Below are 24,852 nucleotides of genomic sequence, written 5' to 3'. Positions count from 1 at the left end.
CTCGAGCTTCCGCAGTGCGGTCAAGCGAGCAACCAGAACCATAGCACAGAATGAACATCGATCAACAATCGGTGCCTCGAAGGCCCACCAGCACTACCTTTGAACCATGGCAAGCGAAGCGGTGATGCTCGATGTTCCCGGTGCCGGCGACGGCGAGACGAGGCAGGTGCGCCTGTCGAGCCCCAGCCGTGTGCTCTGGCCGGAGCCCGGTATCACGAAGCTCGACCTCGCCCACTACCTGATCGCGGTCGGCGTCGCATTCGTGCGGGCGAACGGAGACCGTCCGGTCTCTCTGCAACGGTTCCCCGAGGGCATCGACGGGGAACAGTTCTTCTCGAAGAACCCGCCCAAGGGAGCGCCGGCCTTCGCGCGCTCGGTGATGGTCGTCTACCCGAGTGCCCGCTCGCATCCACAACTCGTCATCGACGAACCGGCGGCGGCCGTCTGGGCCGTGCAGATGAACACCGTCGTCTTTCACCCGTGGGCGTCGAGGGCGGAGACGAGCGACTTTCCCGACCAGTTGCGCATCGACCTCGACCCCCAACCCGGAACCGACTTCGACGACGCCGTGCCCGCCGCGATCGAACTGCGGAGGGTGCTCGAGGAGGCCGGTCTCGAGGCGTTCGTCAAGACATCCGGCAACCGCGGACTGCACGTGTTCGCGCCGATCGAACCCACGCACGAGTTCCTGGAGGTGCGGCACGCCGTGATCGCGGCCGCCCGCGAACTCGAACGCCGGATGCCCGAGAAGGTCACGACCGCCTGGTGGAAAGAGGAGCGCGGAACCCGCATCTTCGTCGACTTCAACCAGGCCAACCGTGACCGCACGATGGCCGGTGCGTACAGCCCCCGCGCCCTCGCGCACGCTCCCGTCTCGACCCCGCTGGAGTGGAGCGAGCTCGAGACCGCCGACCCGAAAGCCTTCACGATCGGCACGGTTCCGGCTCGGCTGCAGACAACCGGCGACCCCTGGGAGCGGATGCACGAGCATCCGGGAACCCTCGACACCCTGCTCGCGTGGTGGGAGCGCGATGTGGCCGCCGGGCTCGGCGAACTGCCGTTCCCGCCCGACTATCCGAAGATGCCCGGGGAGCCGCCGCGCGTGCAGCCGAGCCGCGCCAAGAAGACGACGTAGGGCCGACCGGTCGGTCGCTGGCTGCCTTTTGTGGGCATTTGTTCAGGAAGTCGACGTATTTTGGCTGCTTCGCCCGGCTGACAGCCTCAGGTTGCGGGCGTTCGGCGAGACGATTCCCCCGTCTCGCCTACGAATCCGACTGTCATCCCTTCCGCGTGAGGCCGCTTACCCCGGCCGGTGCGGAGCCTGTCGCGCCCGTGTGGCCGACATCCAACGGATGCGCGTGTGCCCCTTTCCGGCGGCGACACCGGTCGGCTGACCATTGGAAGACATGCAGCCCGAAACAACCGCTCCACCTGTTCACGAGACATCCGCACCCGCAACATCCACTCCCGAAGCGTCCACTCCCGAAACATCCGCACCCGGCTTCCCCACCCGCCGTTCGCTCCGCAGGCCGAGCCGGCGGTTCCGGAGCCGCAAGGTGCTCATCTCCGGCGCGATCGTCGCCACCGGCATCCTCGTCGGCTCCGGCTTCGTCGTGCAGTCCACGGTCTCGGCGGGCCAGGCCGCAGCGCAGGCTGCCGCATCCACCGCCCGCACCCAGGCCGACGTCGTCGCCCGCGTCGAGCAGTCGAAGATCGACGCGGACGCGCAGAACGCCCTCTCGAAGGCGAATGCTGTCGTCGACCAGGCCGAGGCGAAAGTCGACGCCACCCCGCTGATCGCCTCGATCTCCACGCTCAGCAACTACACGCAGCTCGACACCCAGACCGTGTCGACCCTCACGACGCAGACGGTCTCGCAGGCCGACACGATCGCCGCAGCCACCGCGGAGGCCGACCGGGTCGCGGCCGAAGCCGCCGCCGCCGCCGCAGCGAAGGCCGAAGCCGATGCCGCTGCTGCTGCCGCTGCCGCCGCCGAGGCGCTCGCCGAGGGCAACACGGTCTCCGGGGCGAAGGCCACCGCCGCGGGCCTCGCCTCCTCCGAGTACGGCTGGGGGGAGAGCCAGTTCTCCTGCCTCGTCTCGCTGTGGTCGAAGGAATCCGGATGGTCGTACCAGGCCTACAACGCGTCGAGCGGTGCCACGGGCATCCCGCAGGCCCTCCCCGGCAGCAAGATGGCCACGATCGCCGACGACTGGAAGACCAACGCCGCCACCCAGATCAAGTGGGGCCTGGCGTACATCAAGGGTTCCTACGGAACCCCGTGCTCGGCCTGGTCGCACTCCCAGTCGGTGAACTGGTACTAGCGCCGAAGGGACCCAGATCGTCCTTCCGCTCTGCGGCCAGAGCGATCTGCGTCCCTTCGGGCCCGCCTGCGACATCCGGGAGCTACGGCTGAACGGTCATCCGCTCGCTCATCTCGCTGCCCGGCGAGGCCGCCACGCGCACCGGCGGCACGTAGCTGCGGAAGGCTGCCACCAACTCGTCGATCGAATCGGAGAACTGCAGCATCCCGGTGTAGCGCGGGTGCGTGAAACCGCGGTCGCGCATCGACTCGACGAGCGTGATGAGCGGGTCGTAGTAGCCGGCGACGTTCAGGAAGCCGCAGGGCTTCTCGTGGATGCCGAGTTGCGCCCAGGTCCACTGCTCGGTGATCTCCTCGAGCGTCCCCGGGCCGCCGGGCAGCGCGAGGAACGCGTCTGAGCGCTCGGCCATCATCAGTTTGCGCTCATGCATCGAGTCGACGACGAAGAGCTCGCTCACGGTGTCGTGGATGATCTCCCGGTCGTGCAGCGCCCGCGGAATCACCCCCGTGACATGCCCGCCCGCCTCCAACGCCGCATCGGCGACCGCACCCATCAGCCCCACGTGGCCGCCACCGTAGACCACGCCGATGCCCTGCCGGGCCAGGGTGTTGCCGACGTGCCGCGCGGCTTCGAGGTAGACGGGATCGTTGCCGGTGCTCGATCCGCAGAAGACGGCGATCGTGTACGGGCGTGCGGGTTCTGTCATGGAAGCCTTTCGGTGCACCCCGAAACTAGGCCACCGGTGTTACGGCTGCGTTACCGCGCGGCAAACTCGCCGCTCGCGGCCGGCCTTGGCCCCGCCCGGGGCTGGCCTGGCCCGGCCGCGTCCCTGGCAGGCTCAGACCAGAACCTCCGACAGGTCGTAGGCGATCGGGCGGTCGAGCTGCTCGTAGGTGCAGGAGCGCGCCTCGCGGTCGGGCCGCCAGCGGTCGAACTGCACGGTGTGACGGAAGCGCTGGCCCTCCATCTGGTCGTACCGCACCTCGACGACGAGTTCGGGGCGGAGACGGACGAACGAGACATCCTTCGACCCGGAGAACCGGCTGCGCTCCGTCTCCCCGCGCACGATCTCGCCGGAAGCGTCCCGTTCGACGTACGGCGCCAGCTCGTCGATCAGTTCGAGCCGGCGCGCGTCGCTGAACGCCGAAGCGCCCCCGACGTTCTGCAACTCACCGTCGGCGTTGTACAGCCCGAGCAGCAGTGACCCGACGCCGTTGCCGCTGGCGTGCATCCGGTACCCGAGCACGACCACATCGGCTTCGCGGTGGTGCTTCGTCTTCAGCATGATCCGCTTGCCCGGGGCGTAGGCGGCGGCGAGCGGTTTCGCGACGACGCCGTCGAGGCCCGCGCCCTCGAACTCGACGAGCCAGCGTCCGGCGAGGTCTTCGTCGGTGGTCACCTGGCTGAGGTGCAGCGGATGCCCGATCCCCGCCATCATCGTCTCGAGCGCTGCCCGGCGCTCGCCGAACGGCCGGATGGCGTAGTCGATGTTGTCGCCGTCGGAGTCGTCGCCGGTACCCACCGAGAGCAGGTCGAAGGCGACGAACATCGCGGGCGTCTCGGCGCTCAGCTTCGCAACGCGGCTCGCGGCGGGGTGGATGCGCTGGCTGAGCGCCTCCCAGTCGAGCCGCTCGCGCCCGGGCTCGCCGGAGCGCACGACGATCTCGCCGTCGAGCACGCAGGGCCCGGGCAGGAGGGTCTGGAACGCTTCGACCAGCTCGGGGAAGTACCGTGTGAGCATCTTGGATCCGCGGCTGCCGATCTCCACTGTGCTGCCGTCGAAGTAGACGATGGCGCGAAAACCGTCCCACTTCGGCTCGTAGCTCAGACCGCCGTCCACGCTGTCGGAGCGCGGCACGGTGGCGGTCGCCTTGGCGAGCATCGGGGTGACGGGGTTCTCGGGACTGTAGGGCATGCTCCGATCATGCAGCACGCCTCGCGTCGGCGACAGGGGGGTGCGCCTGTCGGCTCCGGATGCCCGGGGTGGCGCGGCGCGGGTGGGCGTCGGCTCGCGCAGGGTCGCGGGTGCGTCAGAAGCCGTGGTCGCGTGCCCACATCGCGGCGCTCGTGCGGTCGGCGACGCCCAGGTGCCGGAAGATGCTGCCCACATGCGCCTTCACGGTGCGTTCGGCGATGCCGAGCTCGTGCCCGATCTGCCTGTTGGAGAGGCCGCGGGTGATGAGCCGCAGCACGTCGGCTTCGCGGGCGCTCAGCGGGGAGGTGCCGGTGGTGCCGGCGGTGCCGGTGGGCAGCGCCTCGGTCGGCAGCAGCGCTCCCGCGACGCGCGGGTCGAGCGGGGAGTGCCCGAGGGCAGCAGAACGGATGGCCGCCAGCAGCACGTCGGCCTCGGCATCCTTCAGCAGGTAGCCGATCGCGCCGGCGCCCAGTGCCTCGCGCACCTTCACCCGGTCGTGGAACGACGTCAGCACAACGATGTGCGCTCCCGGCTGCTGCTGGACGATGCGGCGGGTCGCCTCGACACCGTCGAGCCCGGGCATGGAGAGGTCCATCAGGATCACGTCCGGCCGCAGTTCCGCAGCGAGCCGAACGGCATCGGCCCCGCTTCCGGCCTCCGCGACCACCGTGAGGTCGGCGGTCGACGAGATGAGCGTGCCGAGCCCGCCGCGGACGAGCGGATGATCGTCGACGACCAGCACCGTGGTGCGCTCGCCGGCCCCGCCGTCCTGCATCCCGTCGCTCACGGTCGCACCCGCAGCCGCCACCGCGTACCGGCGCCGCCACTGCCACTGCCACTGCCATCGCCGGTACCAGCTCCGCCACTGCCACTGCCATCGCCGCCACCCGCACCAGCGCCCGGCGCGCTCGACACCGCCAGCTCACCGCCCGCCTCCGACGCGACATCCGCCATCACCCGCAGGCCGAAATGGCCCTCCGCCGGGGCGGCCAGCGTCGCCCTGGCGTCGAAACCCGCGCCGTCATCGGTGAGGTCGAGCTGCGTGACCCCGTCCGGTCCTGGCGCGAGCCGGATCCAGACGTGGGCGGCGCCCGAGTGTTTCGCCACGTTGACCAGGCATTCCTGGGCGACCCTGAACACGAGGCGGGACTGTGCGGCATCCAGAACCGCGTCGTCGTCGACCGACACCTCGATAGCGACCCCCCGCAAACGGAGCCCGGCCGCGAGATCGTCGAGCGCAGCCCCGATACCCGCCGTCTCGAGGCTCGGCGGGTAGATGTCGACGAGCAGCGAGCGGAGCCCGCCGATGCTGCCGCGCACCGTGTGAGCCGCACCGCTCAGGTCGGCGGCGAGCCTCTCGTCACCGAGCCCGGCCGCACGCCCGGCGGAACCGGAGAGCGCGAACGAGATGCCCGCGAGATCCTGCACCACCCCGTCATGGAGTGTCGCGGCGATCCGGCGTCGTTCGGCAGCGGAGGCATCGAGCGAACGCTGCAGCAACTCGGCGCGTCGCTGCTGTTCGCGCTGCAGCAGCCTCAGCAGACGCCACAGAACGGGCGCGAGGAGGAGCACGAGCAGCAGAACGCTGCCCACGGTGATCCACGAGAACCCTTCGAAAAGCTGGCTGGTGCGGACATCCACCTCGTCGTACCGGAAATATGCCTCGAAGAGGAACGTCTGGCCGGACGGCGACTCGACCGCACGATACGTCTCCAGGAGTTTGCCGCTGGTGTCCTCGTAGACGTTCTCGGGGGCCTCCAGGTTGCTGACCTCCGCTCGCACGCCCGGGGTCTCCAGCGCTTCGAGCTCGTCCTCACCGAAAGCGAAGGTGCGGCCGATCAGCCGCTGGTCGTCGGAGTAGACGATCTCGCCCGAAGGGGCCCAGATCTTCACCCGGGCGATGGATGCGCTCAGCACGTGGTTCCGCACGACCTCGTCGATGCGGGCAATGGCCGTGGCATCCAACGTCAGCAGTCCGTCGGTCAGGTCGGGTTCGATCAGGGCGTCGGCGATGAGGTCGGCGCGTTTCGCGGCCCCGTTCACGGCTTCGGTCTCGGCGAGGGCGCGGGCGGCGACCAGGCCGAGCACGACGACGAGGACGATCACGGCGACGGCGGCAGCCGCGATCCACGCCAGCAGTCGGCGGCGCGCGACCGGTGCGGGGTCTCGACGACCCGACGGGTTTGTGACCACAAACCAGTCGGAGGGGGCGGGCAGGGGAGCGTTCACGACGTCTGCCACCCCCATTTCTCGGCACGTTCACCCGGGCGACAGGTTGCGGGCGATTCCCGGGCGGCCGTGCGGCTCGTACAATCTAACGGGAGCCGTTCGTGCTGGCGATCGCACGACACGGTGCACCGGCACAGACTGGGAGCACGAACCGCGGTCTCGGAACACGAACCGCAGTCTCAGAACATGAATCACCGACTCAGAACACGAACGCCGCACTTGGTGCGGCACAGAGGGGCACAACCGTCATGGCAGCAAGTTCGGGATCGAAGTGTCCCGTCTGTGGCAAGTCCGTCGGGGTCGGCCTGGTCTCGGGCACGCTGATCCAGCATGAGAACAAGAACGGCGAGCGATGCGCGGGCACCGGCCAGGCGCCGGTCGTCGCAGCCCCCCGGGCATCCGCGGGTTCCGGATCGGGTTCCACGCAGGCTTCCCGCACACGCTCCTCGGCCGGCGCGGCTGGCGCGGCGCGCTACAAGCCGTCGACCGGTACGAGTGTGACCGGGGCCGCGTCCGGCGCCGGTGCGTCCGCCGCGGGCGCTTCGGGCGCAGCGCGGCAGGCCGCTCCGGCGCGACGCGGCGTCACCGTGCGGAAGGTCGAGGTCGACCAGGAGTGGCTGAAGGCCCGCGAGGAGAAGCAGGAGCGCCTGCGCCTCGAGCGTGAGGAGCGCGCCCGCGCGCGCAACGAGATCTATTCGACCGGGATCGGCGAGGATGTCGCGGCCGAGGACCCGGCCGCCGACGCCGAGGCTGCTGACACAGGCACCCCCGCCGCCGACAACGCCACCCCCGCCGACGCGACTGTCGCCGAGGCTGCTGACACCGACGCCGCCACCCCCGCGTCTGCTGACACGGAGACCACAGCCGACGCGTACGCCGCCACCGGCACCCCCGAATCATCCACCGACACCGAAGAATTCACCGGGGAGCCCGCCGCGAAGTCGTAGAGTCAGCACATGAGACTCGGTATCCATTTCGCGAACTTCACCCTCCCCGGCGGCCCCGAAGCCCTCGCCCCGACGTTGGCGGCCACCGCCGAAGCCGCCGAGGCGGGCGGCGTGTCGCTGTTCACCCTGATGGACCACTGGTTCCAGATGGAGAGCCTCGCGACATCCTTCGACCCCATGCTCGAGGGCTACACCTCGCTCGGCTTCCTCGCCGGCAAGACGAAGACCATGCGCCTCGGCCTGCTCGTCACGGGAGTCACCTACCGGTATCCCGGGTTGCTCGCCAAGATCGTCACCACCCTCGACGTGTTGTCGGAGGGGCGCGCCATGCTCGGGATCGGCGCCGCCTGGTACGAGCGCGAGCACCTCGGCCTCGGCGTGCCCTACCCCGACATCAGCGAGCGGTTCGAGCGCCTCGAGGAGACCCTGCAGATCTGCCAGCAGATGTGGAGCGACAACGACGGAGCATTCGACGGCAAGCACTACCAGCTCGCCGAGACCATCTGCGTGCCGCAGCCGTTGCAGAAGCCGGGCCCGCCCATCATGATCGGCGGCAGCGGCGAGAAGAAGACCCTGCGCCTCGTCGCCCAGTACGGCAACGCCTGCAACCTCTTCGACATCGGCGTGGAGGGCGTGAAGCACAAGCTCGACGTGCTGCGCGGCCACTGCGACGCACTCGGAACCGACTACGACGCGATCGAGAAGACGCTCATCACGGGCGCCGATGCTCTGGATGCCCCCGACACCTTCCTCGCCTCGATGGAGCAGTACGCGGCCATCGGCATCGACCTGGTGACGACAGGCCCGAGCTCGCCCGAGCCGGCCGCGTGGGTCGCCCGCACGACGGAGGCCGTGGTGCCGCGTCTCTCGGGGATCTGAGGCATGACGCGCTGAGGCCCGTCGGTTCTGCAGAAGGGCCATCGAGAGGACGCGAAGTGCTGTAATCCCCGCGCAGAAGAGCACTTGGCGTCCCATCGACAGCGAATACGGGCGGCCGGGGCAGCAGCGGGCGTGGGTGCGCGACAGGGCGTGGGCGTGAGTGCGCGAGCGGGTGTGGGGGCGGGTGGCGCCTGGGGGCCGCCGCACAGATAGGGCGAACGTCGGATGCCCGGAGGGGGCCTTAGCGGCGAGTGTGAGGTCATCGAACCGACAGGCGCCCGCGCGGCGCCGACGAAAGAAGCCGCACATGCAGATGTCAGAAGGAGCCTTCCTCCACCTCCAGGCGTTCGAGGACCAGCGGTTCACCCGCGAACTCGAACTCCGGCGACTCGCCCGTGAACGGTACGCCGACGGCGACGTACCGTTCGGCCCCACCTTTCTGGAGCGTCTCGCTCACGCTCTTCGGCTGGGCCGCCAGCAACGCTCGGCGCGTCGGATGCACGCTGCCCGCGTCATCGCGGAGCGCCGGCGGGCGGCCCATGCGCGCCACCCCGGCGCTGCCGCCAACCCGGGCGCTGCCGCCCACCCCGGCTGCGCCGCCCACGCCGCCCGGTGAGGGCTGACCTGCCGCCCGTCGCCCTTGGCGTGACCCTCGGCGGTGAAGCTGTCGGCGGCCGGTGGCACGATGGAGGAATGCAGACCATCACCACCGCAGCGCTCGTCGGCCGGGAGTCCGACCTCGAAGCGCTCCGGGGCGCCTACGCCGAAGCTGTGGCGAGCCGCTTCCGAGTGGTGATCGTCGGTGGCGAGGCGGGCATCGGCAAGACGCGCCTGATCGCCGAGTTCCTCAGAGACGTGCCGGCCTCGACGGTTGTGCTGCGCGGACAGTCCGTCGACCTCGGCATCGACGCCACCCCGTATGCGCCGATGGTGGCGGTGCTGCGCGCACTGCGGGAGCGTCTCGGTGCCGATGCGTTCGCGGCCTCCGCCGGGCCGGGGTTTCCTGCGCTCGCGGTGATGGTCCCCGAGCTGTTGGTCGCCGGGGTCGATACGTCGACACCCCTCCCGCCGAGTGCGGAGTCGCCCGCCGGCCTCGGCGCGGTGACAGCCGAGCGACTCTACGGCGCCGTCGCCTCGCTGCTCGAGGGGGCGTCGGCCGATCATCCGCTCGTCGTCGTGATCGAAGACCTGCACTGGGCCGACCAGGCGACACTGTCGCTGCTCGGCTTTGTCATCAGGGTGCTCGACGAGGCGGCGCTGCTGTTCGTGTTGACCTTCCGCAGCGACGAACTGGCCCGCGGCAGCGCCCTGCGGAGGTGGATGCCCGAGGTCGACCGCAACCCGCGCGTCGACCGGGTCGAACTGCAGCGACTCAGTCGCAAGCAGGTGCGCCAGCTCGCCACGAGCATCCGGGGCGCAGTACCCGACAACCGCGAACTCGCTGTGATCGTCGAACGTACAGACGGTGTGCCGTTCTTCGTCGAGGAACTCCTCGGCTGTGAGACGTCGTTCAGTGTCGACGGGCTTCCCGAGACGCTCCGCGGCATTCTGCTCGCCCGCTACGACACGCTCACGGCGCCCGCCCAGAAGCTGATGCGCCTGCTCGCTGCGGGCGGAATGCGCATCGAACACGAACTGCTGCAGGCGGTCATCGACGACTCGGCAGACGCCATCGACTCCGCCGCCCGCGAGGGGGTGATGGCGAGCATCCTCGTCGTCGATGAGACGGCCTACGCTTTTCGGCACGCGCTCGTGCGGGAGGCCATCCACGACCAGCTGCTCCCCGGGGAGCGGGTGCGCTTCCACACGCGATTCGCCGAGGCGCTCGGCACCCCGGCCGGCGGGTGGTGTGTCGACTCCTCCGTCGTGTCGTACCACTGGATGATCGCCCACAACTCCCGGAACGCCTTCGTCTCGGCGATCGCCGCGATGGCCGAGGCGCGGAGGTCGTTCGCCTTCCTCGGGGCGGCACGCATGGGTGAACGGGCCCTGGAACTCTGGGACCAGGTCGAAGACCCGGCTGAGCTGGCAGGCCGTTCCCGGGTCGAGGTGCTGGCCGACACCGCCCATGCGCTCCGCAACGCGGGGGAGAGCGACCGCGCCGTCGCGCTCATCGACGACGCGATCGCGCTGGCGGGGGTACCGGGGGTGTGGCTCGCAACGGCGGCTCGCCGGGCGCGCCCTGATGAGCCACCCTCGTCACCCGCACTGCTTGCGCGACTGCTCCGCGACAAGGCCTCCTACCTCGCGAACCTCGGCCAAGTCGGTTCGGTGGGGCTTCTCCGCCAGGCGCTCGACGTGCTCGAGGGCGGCCCGCGCAGCGTGCTCCGGGCGACTGTGCTCGGCGAACTCGCGGCCCGGCTCATGCTCGACGCTCTGTTCGACGAGGCGGTCGAGACGGCCGACGCGGCCTACGAGGAAGCGGAGCAGGTCGAGTCCACGGCGCGTATGTCGGTCGCCCTGAACATCCGCGGCTTCTCCCGTTTCGCGCACGGGCAGATCGAGGCGGGATTCGCCGATCTGAGTCGCTCCGAGATACTCAGCCACGGCAACGACTCGGCCCGACTCCGCCACGCGGTCAATCTCTCTGACGCGCTCTCGCTGCTCGGCCGGTTCGGTGACGCGATCGCGACCGCCGAGCGGGGCGCAGAGTTCGCCCGCGCCCGCGGTGTGGAGCGCACGTCGGGCGTGATCCTGATGCTGAACGTCGCCTCGTCGTTGTTCGCCCTCGGGGAGCCACAGCGCGCCGGTGAACTGCTCGACCACGCGCTCGAGCTCGATCCGCCCATCGGTTTTCGCGCTCCGATGCAGCGACTGAAGCTGCACTCGACGCTCTGGTCGGGCGACATTCCAGAAGCGGAACGACTGCTGCGGGGCTGGCGCACAGGGCTTCGGCAACAACTGCGCATCGATGTCGCACAACGCCTCGGGCTTGCGGTCGTCGCCGGCGAGATCGCCTTGGCGCAGGGCGCGGTCGAGCGGGCGTGGTCGGAGGTCGCCGTGCTGCTGCAACCCGGCCACCGCGTTTTCGCCGCCTACGACCTGCCCTTGGCGTGGGTGGCCGCGCGTGTCGTCGCGGCCGCGAGATCGACGGGGTTGCAGCTCGCTCTGCCGGCTCCGGATGACGGCGTGCCGCCGCCTCCCGTGGGCACCCCCGCGCCGGCGGACTCGTCGATCGCGCTCGAAGAGGCCCTTCGCGCCACCCTCTCCGCCTCCCTCGACTGGCCCACCGCCGCACCGTACGCGGCGCTGGTCGAGGCCGAGTTCGGTGGCGCCCGCGGCACCGGAACAGACGCGGGGCTCTGGATGCTCGCCACCGCCGCCTGCGAAGCGCCCACCGCGCCGGTGCACCTTCGCGCCTATGCTGCTCTGCGCGCAGCGGAGGCGTTCGCGCTTGCCGGCGACCGGGCATCCGCCAGGCACTGGGCGCAGACCGCCCGTGAGTTCGCCGAACCGATCGGTGCGGGCCTGGTGACCGCCAGGGTCGTGGAACTCGAGCGGAGGGTGGGCCCGATGGCCGTGGGCTCGCGCCCCGTACCGCCGACCGGGGTCCGGTCATCCGCTGCTCCCGAGCTCACGCTGGAGGTGCCTCTGACCGAACGGGAGCGGCAGGTGCTCGACCTGCTGGCCCACGGACTCAGCAACCGGCAGATCGCCGACCGGCTCTTCATCAGCGTGAAGACTGCGAGCGTGCACGTGTCGAACATCCTGCGGAAGACCGGCTCTGCGAGCCGCACGGAGGCGGCTTACGTGGCACGCAGTCTCGGCTCCTGAACTTCTAGGGCATCTGCCCGATGTGTGCCCCGCGTCCCAGAGACGAGTCTCGTGATCTCACGGTAAACGTCACGAAAGGCGCATCATGCTCTTCCTTGTCCTGCTCGCTCTTCTCGCCTCGATCGCCATCGTCGCCTCCGTCGTCCAGGTGAGCCGCGACGGCTACCGAGCGGTCGCGACCCGGCCGGGAACACCACCTGCCGAACAGGCCTCGCGGCATGTCGGAGGTGGTCGCTAGGCTTGCCGCGTGGGTCGGTTCCGGGGGGTCCATCCGCCGGCCACCGACACGAAGGAGTTCCCATGCAGGCGATCAGTCCCTTTCTGTGGTTCGACGACCAGGCCGAGCAGGCGGCAGAGTTCTACGTCTCCATCTTCGACAATTCGGCCATCACGAACGTCTCGCGCTACCCGGACGGTTCGCCCTACCCGGCCGGAACGGCGATGGGCGTGAGCTTCGTGCTCGACGGCCTCGAGTTCCAGGCCCTGAACGCCGGGCCGATGTTCCACTTCACCGAGGCGATCTCGTTCTTCGTGTCGGCTGAGACGCAGGAGCGCATCGACTACCTGTGGGAGGCGCTCCTCGCCGGTGGCGGTACCCCGTCGCAGTGCGGCTGGCTGAAAGACCGCTTCGGGCTGTCGTGGCAGATCGTTCCGCCCGCCCTCGGGCAGTTGCTCGGCGACCCCGACCCCGAGAAGTCCAGCCGCACGATGCAGGCGATGATGACGATGCAGAAGATCGTCATCGCCGACCTCCAGCGCGCACATGACGGCGAGTGACCGGATGACCGACAGCATCACCGCGGTGGATGTTCTCACCGACGCCTTCACGCGTGTTCTCGGTTCCGTGCACGGCGTTCTGCGGGGCGTGACGCAGGCCGACCTCGCCGCACGGATCGACCCCGAAGCGAACACCATCGCCTGGCTCGTCTGGCACATCGCCCGCGGGCAGGACGCCCAGGTCGCCGCACTCGCCGGGTCGGAGCAGGTCTACACCAGTGCCGGCTGGTACGAGCGGTTCGACTTGCCCTTTCCGCCGTCGGCCAGCGGCTACGGCCAGTCCACCGCCGACGTCGCCGCGCTCGACGGAATCGGGGCGGAGCTCCTGGGCGGCTACCTCGAAGCGGTGCACGAGCGCACCCTCGAGGTGCTCGCGGGTCTCGGCGCCGCCGACCTTTCGCGCGTCATCGACGACTCCTATGACCCACCTGTCACGGTCGCCGCGCGGCTCGTCAGCGTCGTGAACGACTGCACCCAGCACGTCGGGCAGGCCGCCTACGTCAAGGGGTTCGCCCGGCGCGCACGGGCCTGACGGGCATCCCGTATCGTTGCCGCCCTGAGTGGGCGTGCATCCACTTCCCACCGAGGATTCAGGCAATCGGGCAGCTTTTGCGCTCCGAATGCGTTGGGCTCCACGTAAGCAACACGTTGAAGGGAACACCATGAAGGTCTGGTTCATCACCGGTACGTCACGAGGCTTCGGCCACGAATGGGCCGAAGCGGCTCTCAAGCGGGGCGACAAGGTCGCAGCGACGGCCCGCAACACCGACTCACTGAAGGATCTCGTCGACACCTACGGCGACAACATCCTCCCGATCTCGCTCGATGTCACCGACCGTGCGGCAGGTTTCGCCGCCGTCGCCCAGGCGCACGAGAAGTTCGGCCGGCTCGACGTTGTCATCAACAACGCCGGCTACGGTCATTTCGGCTTCGTCGAGGAGATAACCGAAGACGAAGCACGCGCGCAGCTCGAGACCAACGTCTTCGGCGCGCTCTGGATCACGCAGGCGGCGCTGCCGTTCCTCCGCGCGCAGAAGAGCGGTCACATCATCCAGGTCTCCTCGATCGGCGGAATCTCCGCGTTCCCGCTGGTCGGCATCTACCATGCCTCGAAGTGGGCGCTTGAGGGCTTCAGCCAGTCGCTCGCGCAGGAGGTCGCCGGCTTCGGCATCAAGGTCACGCTCGTCGAGCCCGGCGGATTCTCCACCGACTGGGCCGGGTCGTCGTCGTCGACGTCCGAGCCGCTCGCCGACTACGCCGAGCTGCACGAGAAGGTGGCCGAGGGCCGCAAGACCCGCAACGGCGCACCCGGTGACCCCGCGGCATCCGCTGCCGCCATCCTGAAGGTCGTGGATGCCGACGAGCCGCCCCTCCGCGTCTTCTTCGGCACCGCGCCGCTCGGAATCGCGAAGGCCGACTACGCCTCGCGCATCGAGACGTGGGAGAAGTGGAACGACGTCTCCGTGCTGGCGCAGGGCACCGCCTCCTAGCCTGCCAACACCCACTGCTCGCCCGCCCCGCCCCACCCTGAGTGGAGAGGGGCGGGGCGAGCGGATGCCCGGCTACGCTGGGGGCATGGCGACCCCCGATTTCGTGCTGGCCCTCCGCGCCGCCATCGGCCACGCGCCGCTCTGGCTGATCGGCACCACCGCCGTGCTGACCCGTGAGACGGAGGCCGGCGCGGAGCTTCTGCTCGTGCGGCGGAGCGACACCGGCGCCTGGACCCCGGTCACGGGCATCATCGACCCCCGCGAAGAACCCGCCGATGCCGCGGCGCGCGAGACTCTCGAAGAGGCAGGCATCGTCGCCATCGCCGAACGTCTGGCCTGGGTGCACACCATTCCCCGCGTGACCTACCCGAACGGCGACCAGGCCGACTACCTCGACTTCACGTTCCGCATGCGGTTCATCTCGGGCGAACCCCACCCCGCTGACGGCGAGAACACGGATGCCCGGTGGTTCCCCCTCGACGCGTTGCCGCCGATCTCCCCGGACATCCGCGAGCGCATCGATCACGCTCTCTCCGACGGAATCGCGACGGAGTTCGTCGCGACGAACGGCACTCCGCCCGTCTGAGCTCACAGGGCGCGGGCGCTGTGGCGAGCATCCGCAGACCGCCGGTTCAGCATCCGTTCACCGAACCCTCATCTGGGACATCCCGCGCCTGCTCCGCGTCAGCGTGCGGGGTGCCTAGCATCGGAGGCACGAGGAAGGATGCCCGCCCATGCCCGAACGCCCTCTCCCCATTCCCGACCCGGTTCTCTTCGCCCTCTGGCGCGTGGTCGAGGTCTCTGTCTTCGTGGTGTTGATCGTGAAGGACCGTCGTGTCCCCGCGTGGAACTGTCCCACCGAAGGCCCTGGCGCGGCGGCGCGCGGCCGGACGGATCAGGCGGCCCGTGGTCAGGCGAGTCATGGGGCTGGCGGTCAGACCACTCCGAACCACTCGCTCAGCGCTTCGACCAGCCCGGCGCTGCTGCCGCAGCCCACCCACGCCACGTAACCGTCCGGTCGCACGAGCACCGCCGTCGGTTCCTCGACCACGCCCAGCTCGGGGAGATCCCACGGCGACCCGTCGGGGCCGACATCTGCGGCCGCGCCCTCCCGGCTCGACCGGCTCGCCCGCACCACCTGCACCACCCGCACCCGCCCGCAATCCGCCCAGGGCCCGGCCTCCACCGCGGATGCCCCGTCGAGGTCGAGCAGCACGCCCCGCGCCCCGTTGAGCAGCGCGAACAGCCGCACGTTCGACCCATCGGGTAGGAGCAGGTCGAGGTCGGGCATCCGTCGCCCGCGGAGCGGATGATCGGCCCCGACAGCCTCGCCCACCGGGTAATGCACCCCGAGCCCTGACAGTCGCGCGCCGAACCGTTTCCGTCCGGCGTCGGTCGACAGCAGATCGGCGACCGAAGCTGCCACAGCCTTCGACCGGGCATCCGTTCGCCGCAGCGCGACCTGCGCCAGCGAATCCTGCAACACGGCTGCGCCGACAGGATGCCGTTCGCGTTCGTAGCTGTCGAGGAGTGAGCCGGGTGACACACCCGACACGACCTGCGCGAGCTTCCAGCCGAGGTTCATGGCGTCCTGCACCCCGACGTTGAGCCCCTGTCCGCCGGCCGGATAGTGAACGTGGGCTGCGTCGCCGGCGAGCAGGATGCGCCCGGCCCGGTACGCCGTGGCCTGGCGCGCGGCATCCGTGAAGCGCGAGATCCAGGTGGGGGAGTGCACACCGAAGTCGGTGCCCCACACCTCGCGCATCGCGACGCGGAGGTCGTCGAGCGTCGGGTCGCCGCCCTGCCGCAGCTCGCTCTCGGTGACCACGACGCGGATGGTCGGCCGTCCCGGTTCGATCGGGCCGATCCCGTGTGTGCCCCGCTCGCCCCGCTTCATGCCCCACTCGGGCTCGTCGGTGTACTCGACCTCGGCCACGATGGTGCTGACCGTTGCGTCCCACCCCTCGAACGCGATGCCGGCGGCCTTCCGCACGAGGCTCCGACCTCCGTCACAGCCGACGACGTACTGCGCCCCCATTGTCCGGCCGTCGGCCAGGCGCACCGTCACGCCCGACCCGCCACTTCTGCCGTCGTGCTCGACCCCCGCCACTTCGCAGCCGTACTGGATCGCCACCCCGATCTCACCGACCCAGCCCGCGAGGATCGCCTCGATGCGGTTCTGCCACAGCCCCAACCCGTATGGATGCCGCGTCGGAAAGTCGCTGATGTCGAGCACCGTGCCGCCGAACAGCTGGGTCTGGGCCGTCGTGCCCTGCGCGAGCATCCGATCGGCGATGCCGCGCTGGTCGAACACTTCGATCGTGCGTGACTGTAGCCCACCCGCGCGCGACCCCTCGAGTCTCTGGGTCGGTCGGCGTTCGAGCAGGGCGACGTGGATGCCCGCCAGCGCCAGCTCGCCAGCCAGCACCATGCCGACCGGCCCTGCGCCGACGATCGCGACTGCGCACTCTTCCAAGGGGGCTCCTCTCCCGGGTTCGCGCACGGAGCGCGGCCCGCGAAGCAGTCTGCCGCAGCACAGGGGTCTTGCGGCAAGCCCCCGGTCGGGAGATAATTTGGGTACGGCAGGGAGTTGTTCTCCCTGCTTTTTCTGTGCGGCCGACGATCAGGGGACTCGGGGCCAGGGGCTCACGGCTCGAGGAGCTGCCGAGCGAGGTGGATGCTCTCGTCTCCACAGATGCGGCCCGCCGCAAGCGGGACGCGGATCGCCTCGCGCAGCGCGGCCAGCTCGTCATCGTCCAGCGTCCTGGCGTCGACCGCCGCGCGGGCTGCCACCAGCCCCTGGTGCACCTCGAACGTGCTTCTCGAGCCGCTGACAGCCTCGACCAGCGTCTCGATACTCCCCAGCTCGGGTCGCTTCTGGATGATCGCCAGCCCCATCACGCGTTTGCCCTCGTCGCGCGACCCCGACAGTTTCCTCACATCGTCCCGGCGCAGGGCCGGCCTCTTGGCGAGCCGGTGACCGCGGTCCACGACGGACTGCAGGGCGGATGTGCTTCCATTCCCGGCCGGCGCACGAGGTTCGTCGCGTTCGGTCGCGTCGTGCTCGGCCGCGTCGCGCTCCGGCCCCGGTTCGGGCGACTGGGCTGCGGAAGTGAGGAGGAGTGCCTCGTCCCGCAGACGTCGTGCGAGCAGGTCGTCGCCCGCCCGCTCCGCGTCGTCCGCCCCGATCAGTCGTCGCCTGATCTCGCTGAGCGTCACGTCCGCCTGCGCCAAACGGGCCGCCGCATCGTTCTGTCGTTGATCCCGTCTAGAGGTGCGCACCTGCTCAGGCTATCCGCCGTGGCCGGCGAGCCGCCGCCCCGCCCCGTTCATTACCCACGCCGCGGGCAGGCGGGCGGACGGCTCGGGAGTTCCGGTCGGTATCCCGGTTTCAGAGCGACGGAAACTCCGAGCCGATCCGCCGCCGCGGGGGACGCGGCGGGCGGGCGGCGGCCGTCAGGCGAGACCGAGGTCGCGCAGCGACTCCGCGGTCTCGACGATCGTCTCCTCGGCCGGGCGCGGCCGGAAGCCGAGCTCCCGCTTAGCGCGCTCGTTGTGGATGACCAGCGGCGCCGGCTCGTCACCCGGCACCTCCTCGGTCGGCACCCGGGACGCGAACGCGCCGAGCCGCTCGCGCAGCACGTTCGCCACATCGAGGAAGGTCCGCGTCGGCCCGTCCGCGAGGGCGAGGTAGCGCCGGCCGGCCGCGTTCGGCGTCTTCATCGCCGTCACGTGGAGAGTGGCGACATCCCGAACGTCCGCGATGCCGAAGCGCTGCCGCGGCACCTGCGTGAGGGCACCGCTGAGCATCCCGGTGAAGAACTGCAGCGATGAGCGCGCGTCGACGGTCAGGGTGGGTCCGGCGATCCAGGTCGGGTTGATGACGACCAGCGACGTATCAGCACCCTCCCGTTCGATGAAGTCCCAGGCGGCCCGCTCGGCGACCGCCTTCGACAGGGGATAGGGAGCGAGGCCCGGAGTCTCCGGGTCGGTCCAGTCGTCTTCGTCGTAGTCGCGCACGGGCTTGGGGGAGTAGCCGATCGCCGCGAACGATGAGGTCAGCACGACCCGACGCGCGCCGGCGTCGCGTGCGGCACGCAGCATCCGCAACGCCCCGTCGCGGGCCGGGACGACCACCTCGTCGGGTTCCGTCGAGAGCACCATCGGCGACGCCAGGTGGTACACCTCTTCGATGCCGCGGGCGGCGGATGCCCAGCCCTCGTCCTCGGTCAGGCTCGCGTAGACGATCTCGAGCCCCGCATCGTCGGCCCCCGCCCGCCCGAGCGCCGCCCGCAGTCCCGCCTCGCCCGCCGGAGAGCGGAGCGTCGTGCGCACCTCGGTACCGTCCAGCAGCAGGTCGGCGATGAGGCGTGTCGCGAGGTACCCGGATCCACCCGTCACCAGTACCCGGTTCATGCCATCACCGCTTCGAGCTCGCCGAGCAGAGCATTCACCCGGTCGGCTGCCACGGCCTCTTCCGCCGCATCGCCCCGGTCCCGGGCATCCCAGAGTCCCGCCTTCGCTTCGAGGTACCGCAGGTGCACGCCGAGCGTCTCGATCTCCTGCTCGATGCGGCGCGCGTGCCGGTTCAGGATGTCGCGCTGCTCGCCCGCGGCCTCCCGGCCCTTGGCGCGATTCGCCTGGTACGTGCGCATGTCCTCGATGCCCACCCCCATCGCGCGGAGGCAGGCGAGCACCTGCAGGTCGTCGAGGTCGCGCTCGCGGTAGCGCCGGTGCCCGCTCCGCTCGTCGCGGGCGATCGGGCCGATGAGCCCCACCTCCTCGTAGTACCGCAGCGTCGGCTCGCTCAGCCGGCTGCGCTGGGACGCGTTCTGGATGGTCAACAGTGTCATGTCCCCATCAGAACAGACTTCAAGCGCTTGAGGTCAAGCTGACCGTCAAGTGACAGCACTGCTAGCATTGCTGTCGGAGGTGCAGGCATGGGTGTTTTGACGGTGAGAAATCTCGATGAAGATGTGCAGCGACGCATTCGGCTGAGAGCGGCAGAGAATGGGCGCTCGATGGAGGCCGAGGCGCGCGCCATCCTGAGCGCAGCAGTCACTCCCAACCACCTGGTGACAACGTGGTTGGCGGCCGCCGCGACCCTGTCCACAGATGAATTCGAGCTGCCTGCCCGAAACCTGCCCCGGCCGATCGATTTCGCGTGATCATCCTCGACACGAATGTGCTCTCCGAACCGCTCAGGCGTTCACCTGATGCTGCCGTCATCGACTGGCTCGAGCGGGCGGCCGGGGAGGCAGCGATCACCTCCATCAGTGTCGGCGAGATGCTTGTCGGCGCGCGGCAGCTGCCACAGGGGCGTCGCCGAGAGGCGCTCTTGGCTGCCATAGAGAACATCATCGTGACCTTCGCCCACGAGATCCTCCACTACGACACCGAGGCGGCCCGAATCTTCGCCGTGTTGCACGAGCGCCGTGCAACGATCGGCCGGCCGCTCAGCGTCGAAGACGGGATGATCGCTGCCATCTGCGTGGGAGCGGGCGCCGAACTCGCGACCAGGAACACGAAAGATTTCGAGGGCCTCGGCATCGCGCTGATCAACCCGTGGGGAAAGTCATAGTCCTCGGAGCCGGTGACCTCAGGGATGCTCGCCGTTCGAGGCTTCCTCGATCCAGTCCGTCGCGCGGTCGGAGAGGAAGAACCCCTCCGGCCCGCTCTCACCCACCCACCACGCGCCGGACGTGACGACCCCGCCGGCAGCAGCGATCTGCTCCACGATGTGCGACGGCAACGCGTCGCCGTTGTTCGCTGTCAGCCAGGCGCGCGCATCATCGCCCAGCCTCGGCCACCACTCGGCAATGTCCATGGCGAAAGCCTCTCACCTGCGCGCATCATCGCCCAGCCTCGGCCACCACTCGGCAATGTCCATGGCGAAAGCCTCTCACCTGCGCGCCCGTTGTGATCGTCCGATTCTGGATGATTCGTCCCCCCGGTGCCCGACAATGGAGACATGAGCGAGCCACACCACCGCATCTTCAGCATGAGTTTCGCGCGCATCCACTCGCTCTACGTCGCCAAGGTCGAACGCAAGGGCCATGCCCGCGCCGACGTCGATGAGGTCACCCGCTGGCTCACGGGCTACGACCAGCCCGGCCTCGACGACGCCATCGAGCGCGACGTGGACCTCGAGACCTTCTTCGCCGAGTCGCCCGCATTCAACCCGAACGCCACACTCATCACGGGCCTGATCTGCGGTATCCGCGTCGAGGAGATCGAGGGCCCCCTGATGCAGCGCATCCGCTACCTCGACAAGCTCGTCGACGAGGTCGCCCGCGGCAAGAAGATGGCGTCGATCCTGCGCGGCTGACGCTTCGAACGGAATCGGCCCGGCGGGGCGCCTCAGCGCAGCAGCGGCGACAGCCGCCGCGCACCCTCCGAGAGCAGCGCCAGCACCGCACCCGGCTCGTCGATGCGGATGCGGGGGGCCGAAAGGGCCAGGCCTGCCACGAGTTCGTCCCGGGGCCCACGGATGGGCAGGGCGAGACATCCGAAGCCCGGCGTGAACTGGTCGACCTGGCGAGCGTGACCGAGGGTGCTGACGTCGTGCTGCAGGGCGCTGAAGTCGGCGCCGGATGCCTGCACCCCGGCCGGCAGCGGATCCCCGGTCTCGAGCAGCTCGGCGACGAGCAGGCGACCCATCGCCGAGGCCCCGAGCTCTTCGGCGAGCCGGGTCGGGTCGCTGAGGGGAAAGTCGGGGTCGGCGTCGACCACGGTCATCCGGTCGCCGTCGTACCGTACGAGGTGCACGCCGCCCCGGATGCCCGCCCGCAGTTCGTCGATCACCGCGACCGCCGCGCGGGGCGGGAGGAGGGACTCGGCCGGGGTCGGCCCCGGTGCGACGAGGTGGGCGAGTTCGACGACCTTCCGTCCGAGGGTGAAACCGCGGAGGTCGGGCATGCGCACGAGGTATTCGTCCTGCACGAGGAGGTTGATCAGCCGGTAGGTCGTCGCCCGCGGCATCCCGAGGTTCTCGGAGACCTGCTGGGCGGTGACGCCCGAGCCGCAGCGCGCGACCTCCTCGAGCACGGCGAGGGCGCTGTGAACCGCCTTCGGCTGTCGGGCGCGCAGGTCGGTCACCGGCGGGGCCGCGCGGGCCCGGTCGGGTGAACGCGCCTGGTCTGCCATCGCTCTCACAGGCCCCGCGAGGGAGGAGTGCTGCCCGGGCCGGGTGTGCCGCGCGGCGCCGGGCCGCCGAGCGCCGGCCCGCCGAACCCCGGCCCACCCAGCACATCGGCCGCCACCGGCACGTCGTGCACCCCGATCGTGCCGTGCACCCACGGCCGTCGCCGCCGCATCACCACCGAGTACACCAGCCCGGCGCCCATCAGCAGCACGAAGACCAGCACGCCGAACCAGCGCGTCGACGCCGCCTCCACCACGAGGTACCCCACCACACCTGCCGCGAGCAGCACTGCCGCTGCGATCGCCCGCACTGCCACCCACGGCGTCAGCTCGCCGATCCGGTGCAGGAAGACGGGCGCCGCCACGCACGTGAGCACGTAGGCGGTGATGTATCCGGCCGCTGCGATCAGGATGAGCGTCTGCATCGTCTCCCAGAGCCCCGATCCCGCGGCGCTCGCCACCATCGGCACCAGCGCGACCACGGCCACGCCCACCACAGCAGCCACGTACGGCGTGCGGAAGCGCCGGTGCGTGCGCCCGAACGCCGACGCGACGACGCCCTCGCGCCCCATCGCGAAGAGCACCCGCGCCAGGGCCGTCGTCGAGGCGATCGCGCAGGCCACGAACGACGTCGCGATGCTGAGATCGAGCAGCAGTCCCATCCATTCGACCCCGTACGCCGTCGCCAGCTCGTTGACGGGCGATGCGCTCGACGTCAGGTCTAGCCCGAGCGCCCGGAACCCGACGAGCTGGCTGTAGGTCGCGAGCAGGTAGAGCACGCCCGCTGCGATCACAGTCCAGACGAGGGCCCGCGGCACGCTCGCATACGGCCGCCGCGCCTCCACCCCGAGCGTCGACGCGCTCTCGAACCCGACGAACGCGGTCACGGCCAGCACCGCACCGACCGCGAAGTTCGCCGGGGTCGTACCGGTCACCGCGAAGGCCGTCAGGTCGATCGTCGGCCCGGTCTGCAGCAGCAGCACCACGATCAGGGTCAGGATGATCGCCACCGACACCGTCTCGATGAGCAGCGTCACCCGTGTCGACAGTCGGATGCCGCGCACGATCACCACGAGCACCACCACCGCCATGGCACCGATCAGCGCCACGGTGAACACTGGATTGCCGGTCACACCCGGCCAGACCCGCCCGAGCACGATCCCCACGTAGTACCCCGCACCCGCCAGAGCGAACATCGAGATGAACCCGTAGCCGATCAGCATGGCGGTGCCGGCCACGAACCCCGTACTCGTGCCGAGCCCCTTCGACACATAGGTGTAGAGGGACCCCGTTGCGGCGAACCGGCGCGTGAACTGGTTGACGGTCGTGGCGATGAGCAGCGAGAGCACCATGGCGACGGCGACAGCCCAGAGGGTCGACCCTCCTGCGACGACGGCGACCATCAGTGGGATGGTCGTGGCCGCGGCCGACGGGGCGACCGCCGAGACGGACTGGGCCAGCACGTCGACGAACCCGACGCTCCGGCGTTCGAGACCGTCGACGGGGGAGGTGGTGCCGATGCCGGGTACGGGCGTGGGGTCGGCGATCGCTCGCTCGAGTGCGGTCACGGGTCGGCTTTCGATCGGGTCAGGGAACAGCCCCACGCTATTGGCCTGCCGTTGCAGCGGCGCGACGGGAGTGTTTCGATCGCGTGATCTTCAAATGAGACACCGGATGCCCGGGGTGTCTCATTCGGCATGCAGTGACCTTTTACGTCGCCGTCACAGGCGGGCAACCCGGGCCCGGCACGCTGGAGACCGACCAGGACCCCCGTCCATCTGCCACTTCTCCCGTTAGGACTGACACCATGACTGCCACCAAAGACCCGGCTTTCACGCCGACCCGGTCGCTCAAAGGATCGCTCGGCGTGACCGCCATCGTGCTCATGGTCGTAGCCGCCGCCGCGCCGCTGACAGTTGTGGGCGGCGCCGCGCCGCTCGGCATCCTGCTCGGCAACGGCGTCGGCTTCCCGAGCCTCTACGCGATCTCGGCCGTCGTGCTGCTGCTGTTCTCCGTCGGACTCGCGGCGATGACCCGGCACGTGCCGAAGCCCGGTGCGTTCTTCACGTTCGTGGGCTACGGGCTCGGAAAGCCCGCCGGGCTCGCGACCGCCTTTCTCGCGCTGCTGACCTACACGGCCATCCAGATCAGCGTGCACGGCTACGTCGGCTACATCCTCAGTGTCACGGTGACAGGCCTCGGCGGCCCCGACATCCCGTGGTACTTCTATTCGCTGATCGTGGTCGCGATCGTCGGCTTCCTCGGATTCCGTCACATCGACCTCTCGTCGAAGGTGCTCGGGGTGCTGCTGATCGGCGAGGTGGGTATCGTGCTGGTGCTGGTCGGCGCCGTGATGATGAGCGGCGGGGCCGAGGGGCTCTCGCTGGCGCCCTTCGAACCGACGAATGTCTTCTCGGGTGCACCCGGTGTGGGCCTGATGTTCGCCATCGCCGCGTTCATCGGGTTCGAGGCGACGGCCATCTTCCGCGATGAGGCGAAGGATCCGAGCCGCACCATCCCGCGCGCGACGTATGTCGCCGTGATCGGCATCGGCGTCTTCTACACGTTCGCCTCCTGGGGCATCGTCATGGCCTGGGGCCCCGACAACGTGGTGGGGGTGGCGGCCGACGACCCCGGCGCGATGATCCTGGTGACGACCGCGAAGTACCTCGGGGCCGTCGGTGAGATCATCATCAACGTGCTGCTCATCACGAGCATGTTCGCCTGTGTGCTCTCGTTCCACAACGTCATCACCCGCTACCAGCACTCCATGTCGAACGCGGGCGTTCTGCCCGGGTCTCTCGGCCGCGTGCACCCGAAGCACCTCTCCCCGCACACCTCCTCGGTCGTGCAGACGATCACGGCGGGCATCCTGATCGTGCTGTTCGCGGTTCTGGGGCTCGACCCGGTGCTGCAGGTCTTCACCTGGTTCGCCGGCGTCTCGACCCTCGCGATCGCGCTCCTCATGGCGGTCACGAGCGTGGCCGTGATCGTGTACTTCGCCCAGACCAGACTCGACCGGCGGCCGTGGAACACGATCATCGCGCCCGCTCTCGGCCTGCTCGGGCTCGTCGGTTCGGCCGTGATCATCCTCGTCAACTTCCCGCTGCTGGTCGGCGATGTCGACGCGGACGGTGCCCCGGCCTTCGGGCTGGTCAGCAGCATCCTGATCGGGTTGATCGTGCTCTTCCCTCTCTTCGGGCTGGTGCAGGCGCAGGTGCTGAAGCGCCGGAAGCCCGCGGTCTACGAGCACATCACCGAGGCGATCAGCGAGTCGAGCGAAGCCGCCGCGCCCGTCGCGCCCGTCGCCTGAGCCCGGCGGGCGGTTCCGGATGCTCCACCGAAGCCGTCACGCAGACCTACCCCTCCTTCTT

At 69.7% G+C, this 24,852-nt stretch carries 26 protein-coding genes; 15 read left to right on the top strand and 11 right to left on the bottom strand.

Translation table 11 applies throughout. The features are described from left to right. Positions 1-106 precede the first annotated feature (106 nt). Together ligD and FB464_RS19770 are read left to right on the top strand one after the other, a co-directional pair. Entirely contained in the window at positions 107-1,135 is a 1,029-nt protein-coding gene (ligD, locus tag FB464_RS07630; RefSeq protein ID WP_211327347.1) for a non-homologous end-joining DNA ligase, read from the top strand. Between the two features lie 271 nt (positions 1,136-1,406). Further along, positions 1,407-2,324 (top strand): aggregation-promoting factor C-terminal-like domain-containing protein, encoded by a 918-nt coding sequence (locus FB464_RS19770; RefSeq protein ID WP_170151891.1) that lies wholly within the window; start codon positions 1,407-1,409, stop codon positions 2,322-2,324. An 82-nt stretch (positions 2,325-2,406) separates the two neighbouring features. Here the strand turns inward: FB464_RS19770 and FB464_RS07615 are convergent, their stop codons facing one another. The 4 genes from FB464_RS07615 to FB464_RS07600 form a co-directional block, all read right to left on the bottom strand. Continuing rightward, complete coding sequence (locus FB464_RS07615; RefSeq protein WP_116414389.1) at positions 2,407-3,030, bottom strand: LOG family protein; 624 nt, start codon at positions 3,028-3,030, stop codon at positions 2,407-2,409. A gap of 132 nt (positions 3,031-3,162) precedes the next feature. Further along, positions 3,163-4,239 (bottom strand): ATP-dependent DNA ligase, encoded by a 1,077-nt coding sequence (locus FB464_RS07610; RefSeq protein WP_116414390.1) that lies wholly within the window; start codon positions 4,237-4,239, stop codon positions 3,163-3,165. 115 nt (positions 4,240-4,354) lie between these two features. After that, positions 4,355-5,026 (bottom strand): response regulator, encoded by a 672-nt coding sequence (locus tag FB464_RS07605; RefSeq protein WP_246092965.1) that lies wholly within the window; start codon positions 5,024-5,026, stop codon positions 4,355-4,357. Beyond that, a complete protein-coding gene (locus tag FB464_RS07600; RefSeq protein ID WP_116414391.1) occupies positions 5,023-6,480 on the bottom strand; it encodes a sensor histidine kinase in 1,458 nt (485 codons plus the stop codon). The genes FB464_RS07605 and FB464_RS07600 overlap by 4 nt, the downstream gene beginning before the upstream one ends. 236 nt (positions 6,481-6,716) lie before the next feature. Here FB464_RS07600 and FB464_RS19765 point away from each other — a divergent pair, with 236 nt between their 5' ends. From FB464_RS19765 to FB464_RS07555, 9 genes are all read left to right on the top strand, one after another. Then, entirely contained in the window at positions 6,717-7,415 is a 699-nt protein-coding gene (locus FB464_RS19765; protein ID WP_170151892.1) for a hypothetical protein, read from the top strand. A 9-nt stretch (positions 7,416-7,424) separates the two neighbouring features. Next, positions 7,425-8,294 (top strand): LLM class F420-dependent oxidoreductase, encoded by an 870-nt coding sequence (locus tag FB464_RS07585; protein ID WP_116414394.1) that lies wholly within the window; start codon positions 7,425-7,427, stop codon positions 8,292-8,294. 307 nt (positions 8,295-8,601) lie between these two features. Next, positions 8,602-8,910, top strand: a complete 309-nt coding sequence (locus tag FB464_RS07580; RefSeq protein WP_142206647.1) for a hypothetical protein — start codon at positions 8,602-8,604, stop codon at positions 8,908-8,910. A gap of 77 nt (positions 8,911-8,987) precedes the next feature. Further along, complete coding sequence (locus FB464_RS20415) at positions 8,988-12,068, top strand: helix-turn-helix transcriptional regulator (protein WP_116414396.1); 3,081 nt, start codon at positions 8,988-8,990, stop codon at positions 12,066-12,068. Between the two features lie 85 nt (positions 12,069-12,153). Next, a complete protein-coding gene (locus FB464_RS19760; RefSeq protein ID WP_170151893.1) occupies positions 12,154-12,306 on the top strand; it encodes a hypothetical protein in 153 nt (50 codons plus the stop codon). Positions 12,307-12,368: 62 nt separating this feature from the next. Beyond that, positions 12,369-12,845, top strand: coding sequence for a VOC family protein (locus FB464_RS07570; protein WP_116414397.1), 477 nt, complete (start codon positions 12,369-12,371; stop codon positions 12,843-12,845). A gap of 4 nt (positions 12,846-12,849) precedes the next feature. Further along, the gene (locus tag FB464_RS07565; RefSeq protein WP_116416533.1) at positions 12,850-13,377 is read left to right on the top strand and encodes a mycothiol transferase; all 528 of its coding nucleotides are present in this window, start codon (positions 12,850-12,852) and stop codon (positions 13,375-13,377) included. 130 nt (positions 13,378-13,507) lie between these two features. Continuing rightward, a complete protein-coding gene (locus FB464_RS07560; RefSeq protein WP_211327349.1) occupies positions 13,508-14,335 on the top strand; it encodes an SDR family oxidoreductase in 828 nt (275 codons plus the stop codon). Positions 14,336-14,420: 85 nt separating this feature from the next. Next, positions 14,421-14,921, top strand: coding sequence for an NUDIX hydrolase (locus FB464_RS07555; RefSeq protein ID WP_116414399.1), 501 nt, complete (start codon positions 14,421-14,423; stop codon positions 14,919-14,921). Between the two features lie 348 nt (positions 14,922-15,269). Here FB464_RS07555 and FB464_RS07550 read toward each other — a convergent pair whose 3' ends face one another. From FB464_RS07550 to FB464_RS07535, 4 genes are all read right to left on the bottom strand, one after another. After that, positions 15,270-16,811 (bottom strand): FAD-dependent monooxygenase, encoded by a 1,542-nt coding sequence (locus tag FB464_RS07550; protein ID WP_116414400.1) that lies wholly within the window; start codon positions 16,809-16,811, stop codon positions 15,270-15,272. Positions 16,812-16,981: 170 nt separating this feature from the next. Next, positions 16,982-17,554 carry a hypothetical protein gene (locus FB464_RS07545; RefSeq protein WP_142206646.1) on the bottom strand — a complete coding sequence of 191 codons (573 nt, stop codon included), beginning with the start codon at positions 17,552-17,554 and terminating at the stop codon, positions 16,982-16,984. Between the two features lie 237 nt (positions 17,555-17,791). Further along, complete coding sequence (locus FB464_RS07540; protein ID WP_116414402.1) at positions 17,792-18,751, bottom strand: NAD-dependent epimerase/dehydratase family protein; 960 nt, start codon at positions 18,749-18,751, stop codon at positions 17,792-17,794. Further along, entirely contained in the window at positions 18,748-19,188 is a 441-nt protein-coding gene (locus FB464_RS07535) for a MerR family transcriptional regulator (RefSeq protein WP_116414403.1), read from the bottom strand. Before FB464_RS07535 ends, FB464_RS07540 begins: the two co-directional genes overlap by 4 nt. Positions 19,189-19,275: 87 nt before the next feature. Between FB464_RS07535 and FB464_RS07530 the strand changes: the two genes are divergently transcribed. Continuing rightward, the gene (locus FB464_RS07530) at positions 19,276-19,503 is read left to right on the top strand and encodes a FitA-like ribbon-helix-helix domain-containing protein (protein ID WP_116414404.1); all 228 of its coding nucleotides are present in this window, start codon (positions 19,276-19,278) and stop codon (positions 19,501-19,503) included. Next, entirely contained in the window at positions 19,500-19,916 is a 417-nt protein-coding gene (locus tag FB464_RS07525; RefSeq protein ID WP_116414405.1) for a type II toxin-antitoxin system VapC family toxin, read from the top strand. The genes FB464_RS07530 and FB464_RS07525 overlap by 4 nt, the downstream gene beginning before the upstream one ends. Before the next feature lie 18 nt (positions 19,917-19,934). Here FB464_RS07525 and FB464_RS07520 read toward each other — a convergent pair whose 3' ends face one another. After that, positions 19,935-20,162, bottom strand: a complete 228-nt coding sequence (locus tag FB464_RS07520) for a hypothetical protein (protein ID WP_116414406.1) — start codon at positions 20,160-20,162, stop codon at positions 19,935-19,937. 144 nt (positions 20,163-20,306) lie between these two features. Between FB464_RS07520 and FB464_RS07515 the strand changes: the two genes are divergently transcribed. Then, positions 20,307-20,663 carry a DUF2200 domain-containing protein gene (locus FB464_RS07515; protein WP_246092964.1) on the top strand — a complete coding sequence of 119 codons (357 nt, stop codon included), beginning with the start codon at positions 20,307-20,309 and terminating at the stop codon, positions 20,661-20,663. Between the two features lie 32 nt (positions 20,664-20,695). Here the strand turns inward: FB464_RS07515 and FB464_RS07510 are convergent, their stop codons facing one another. Together FB464_RS07510 and FB464_RS07505 are read right to left on the bottom strand one after the other, a co-directional pair. Beyond that, positions 20,696-21,481 carry an IclR family transcriptional regulator gene (locus FB464_RS07510; protein ID WP_116414407.1) on the bottom strand — a complete coding sequence of 262 codons (786 nt, stop codon included), beginning with the start codon at positions 21,479-21,481 and terminating at the stop codon, positions 20,696-20,698. Positions 21,482-21,486: 5 nt separating this feature from the next. Further along, positions 21,487-23,046, bottom strand: a complete 1,560-nt coding sequence (locus tag FB464_RS07505; RefSeq protein WP_116414408.1) for an APC family permease — start codon at positions 23,044-23,046, stop codon at positions 21,487-21,489. Positions 23,047-23,285: 239 nt separating this feature from the next. On the opposite strand from FB464_RS07505, the gene FB464_RS07500 reads away from it, so the two are divergent. Beyond that, a complete protein-coding gene (locus tag FB464_RS07500) occupies positions 23,286-24,791 on the top strand; it encodes an APC family permease (protein ID WP_116414409.1) in 1,506 nt (501 codons plus the stop codon). The last annotated feature ends 61 nt before the right edge of the window (positions 24,792-24,852 follow it).

The organism is Subtercola boreus (assembly GCF_006716115.1).
Classification (GTDB): Bacteria; Actinomycetota; Actinomycetes; order Actinomycetales; family Microbacteriaceae; genus Subtercola; species Subtercola boreus.
The sequence above is the reverse complement of the archived record's forward strand: the minus strand, read 5'-3'. Positions and strand labels throughout refer to the sequence as shown.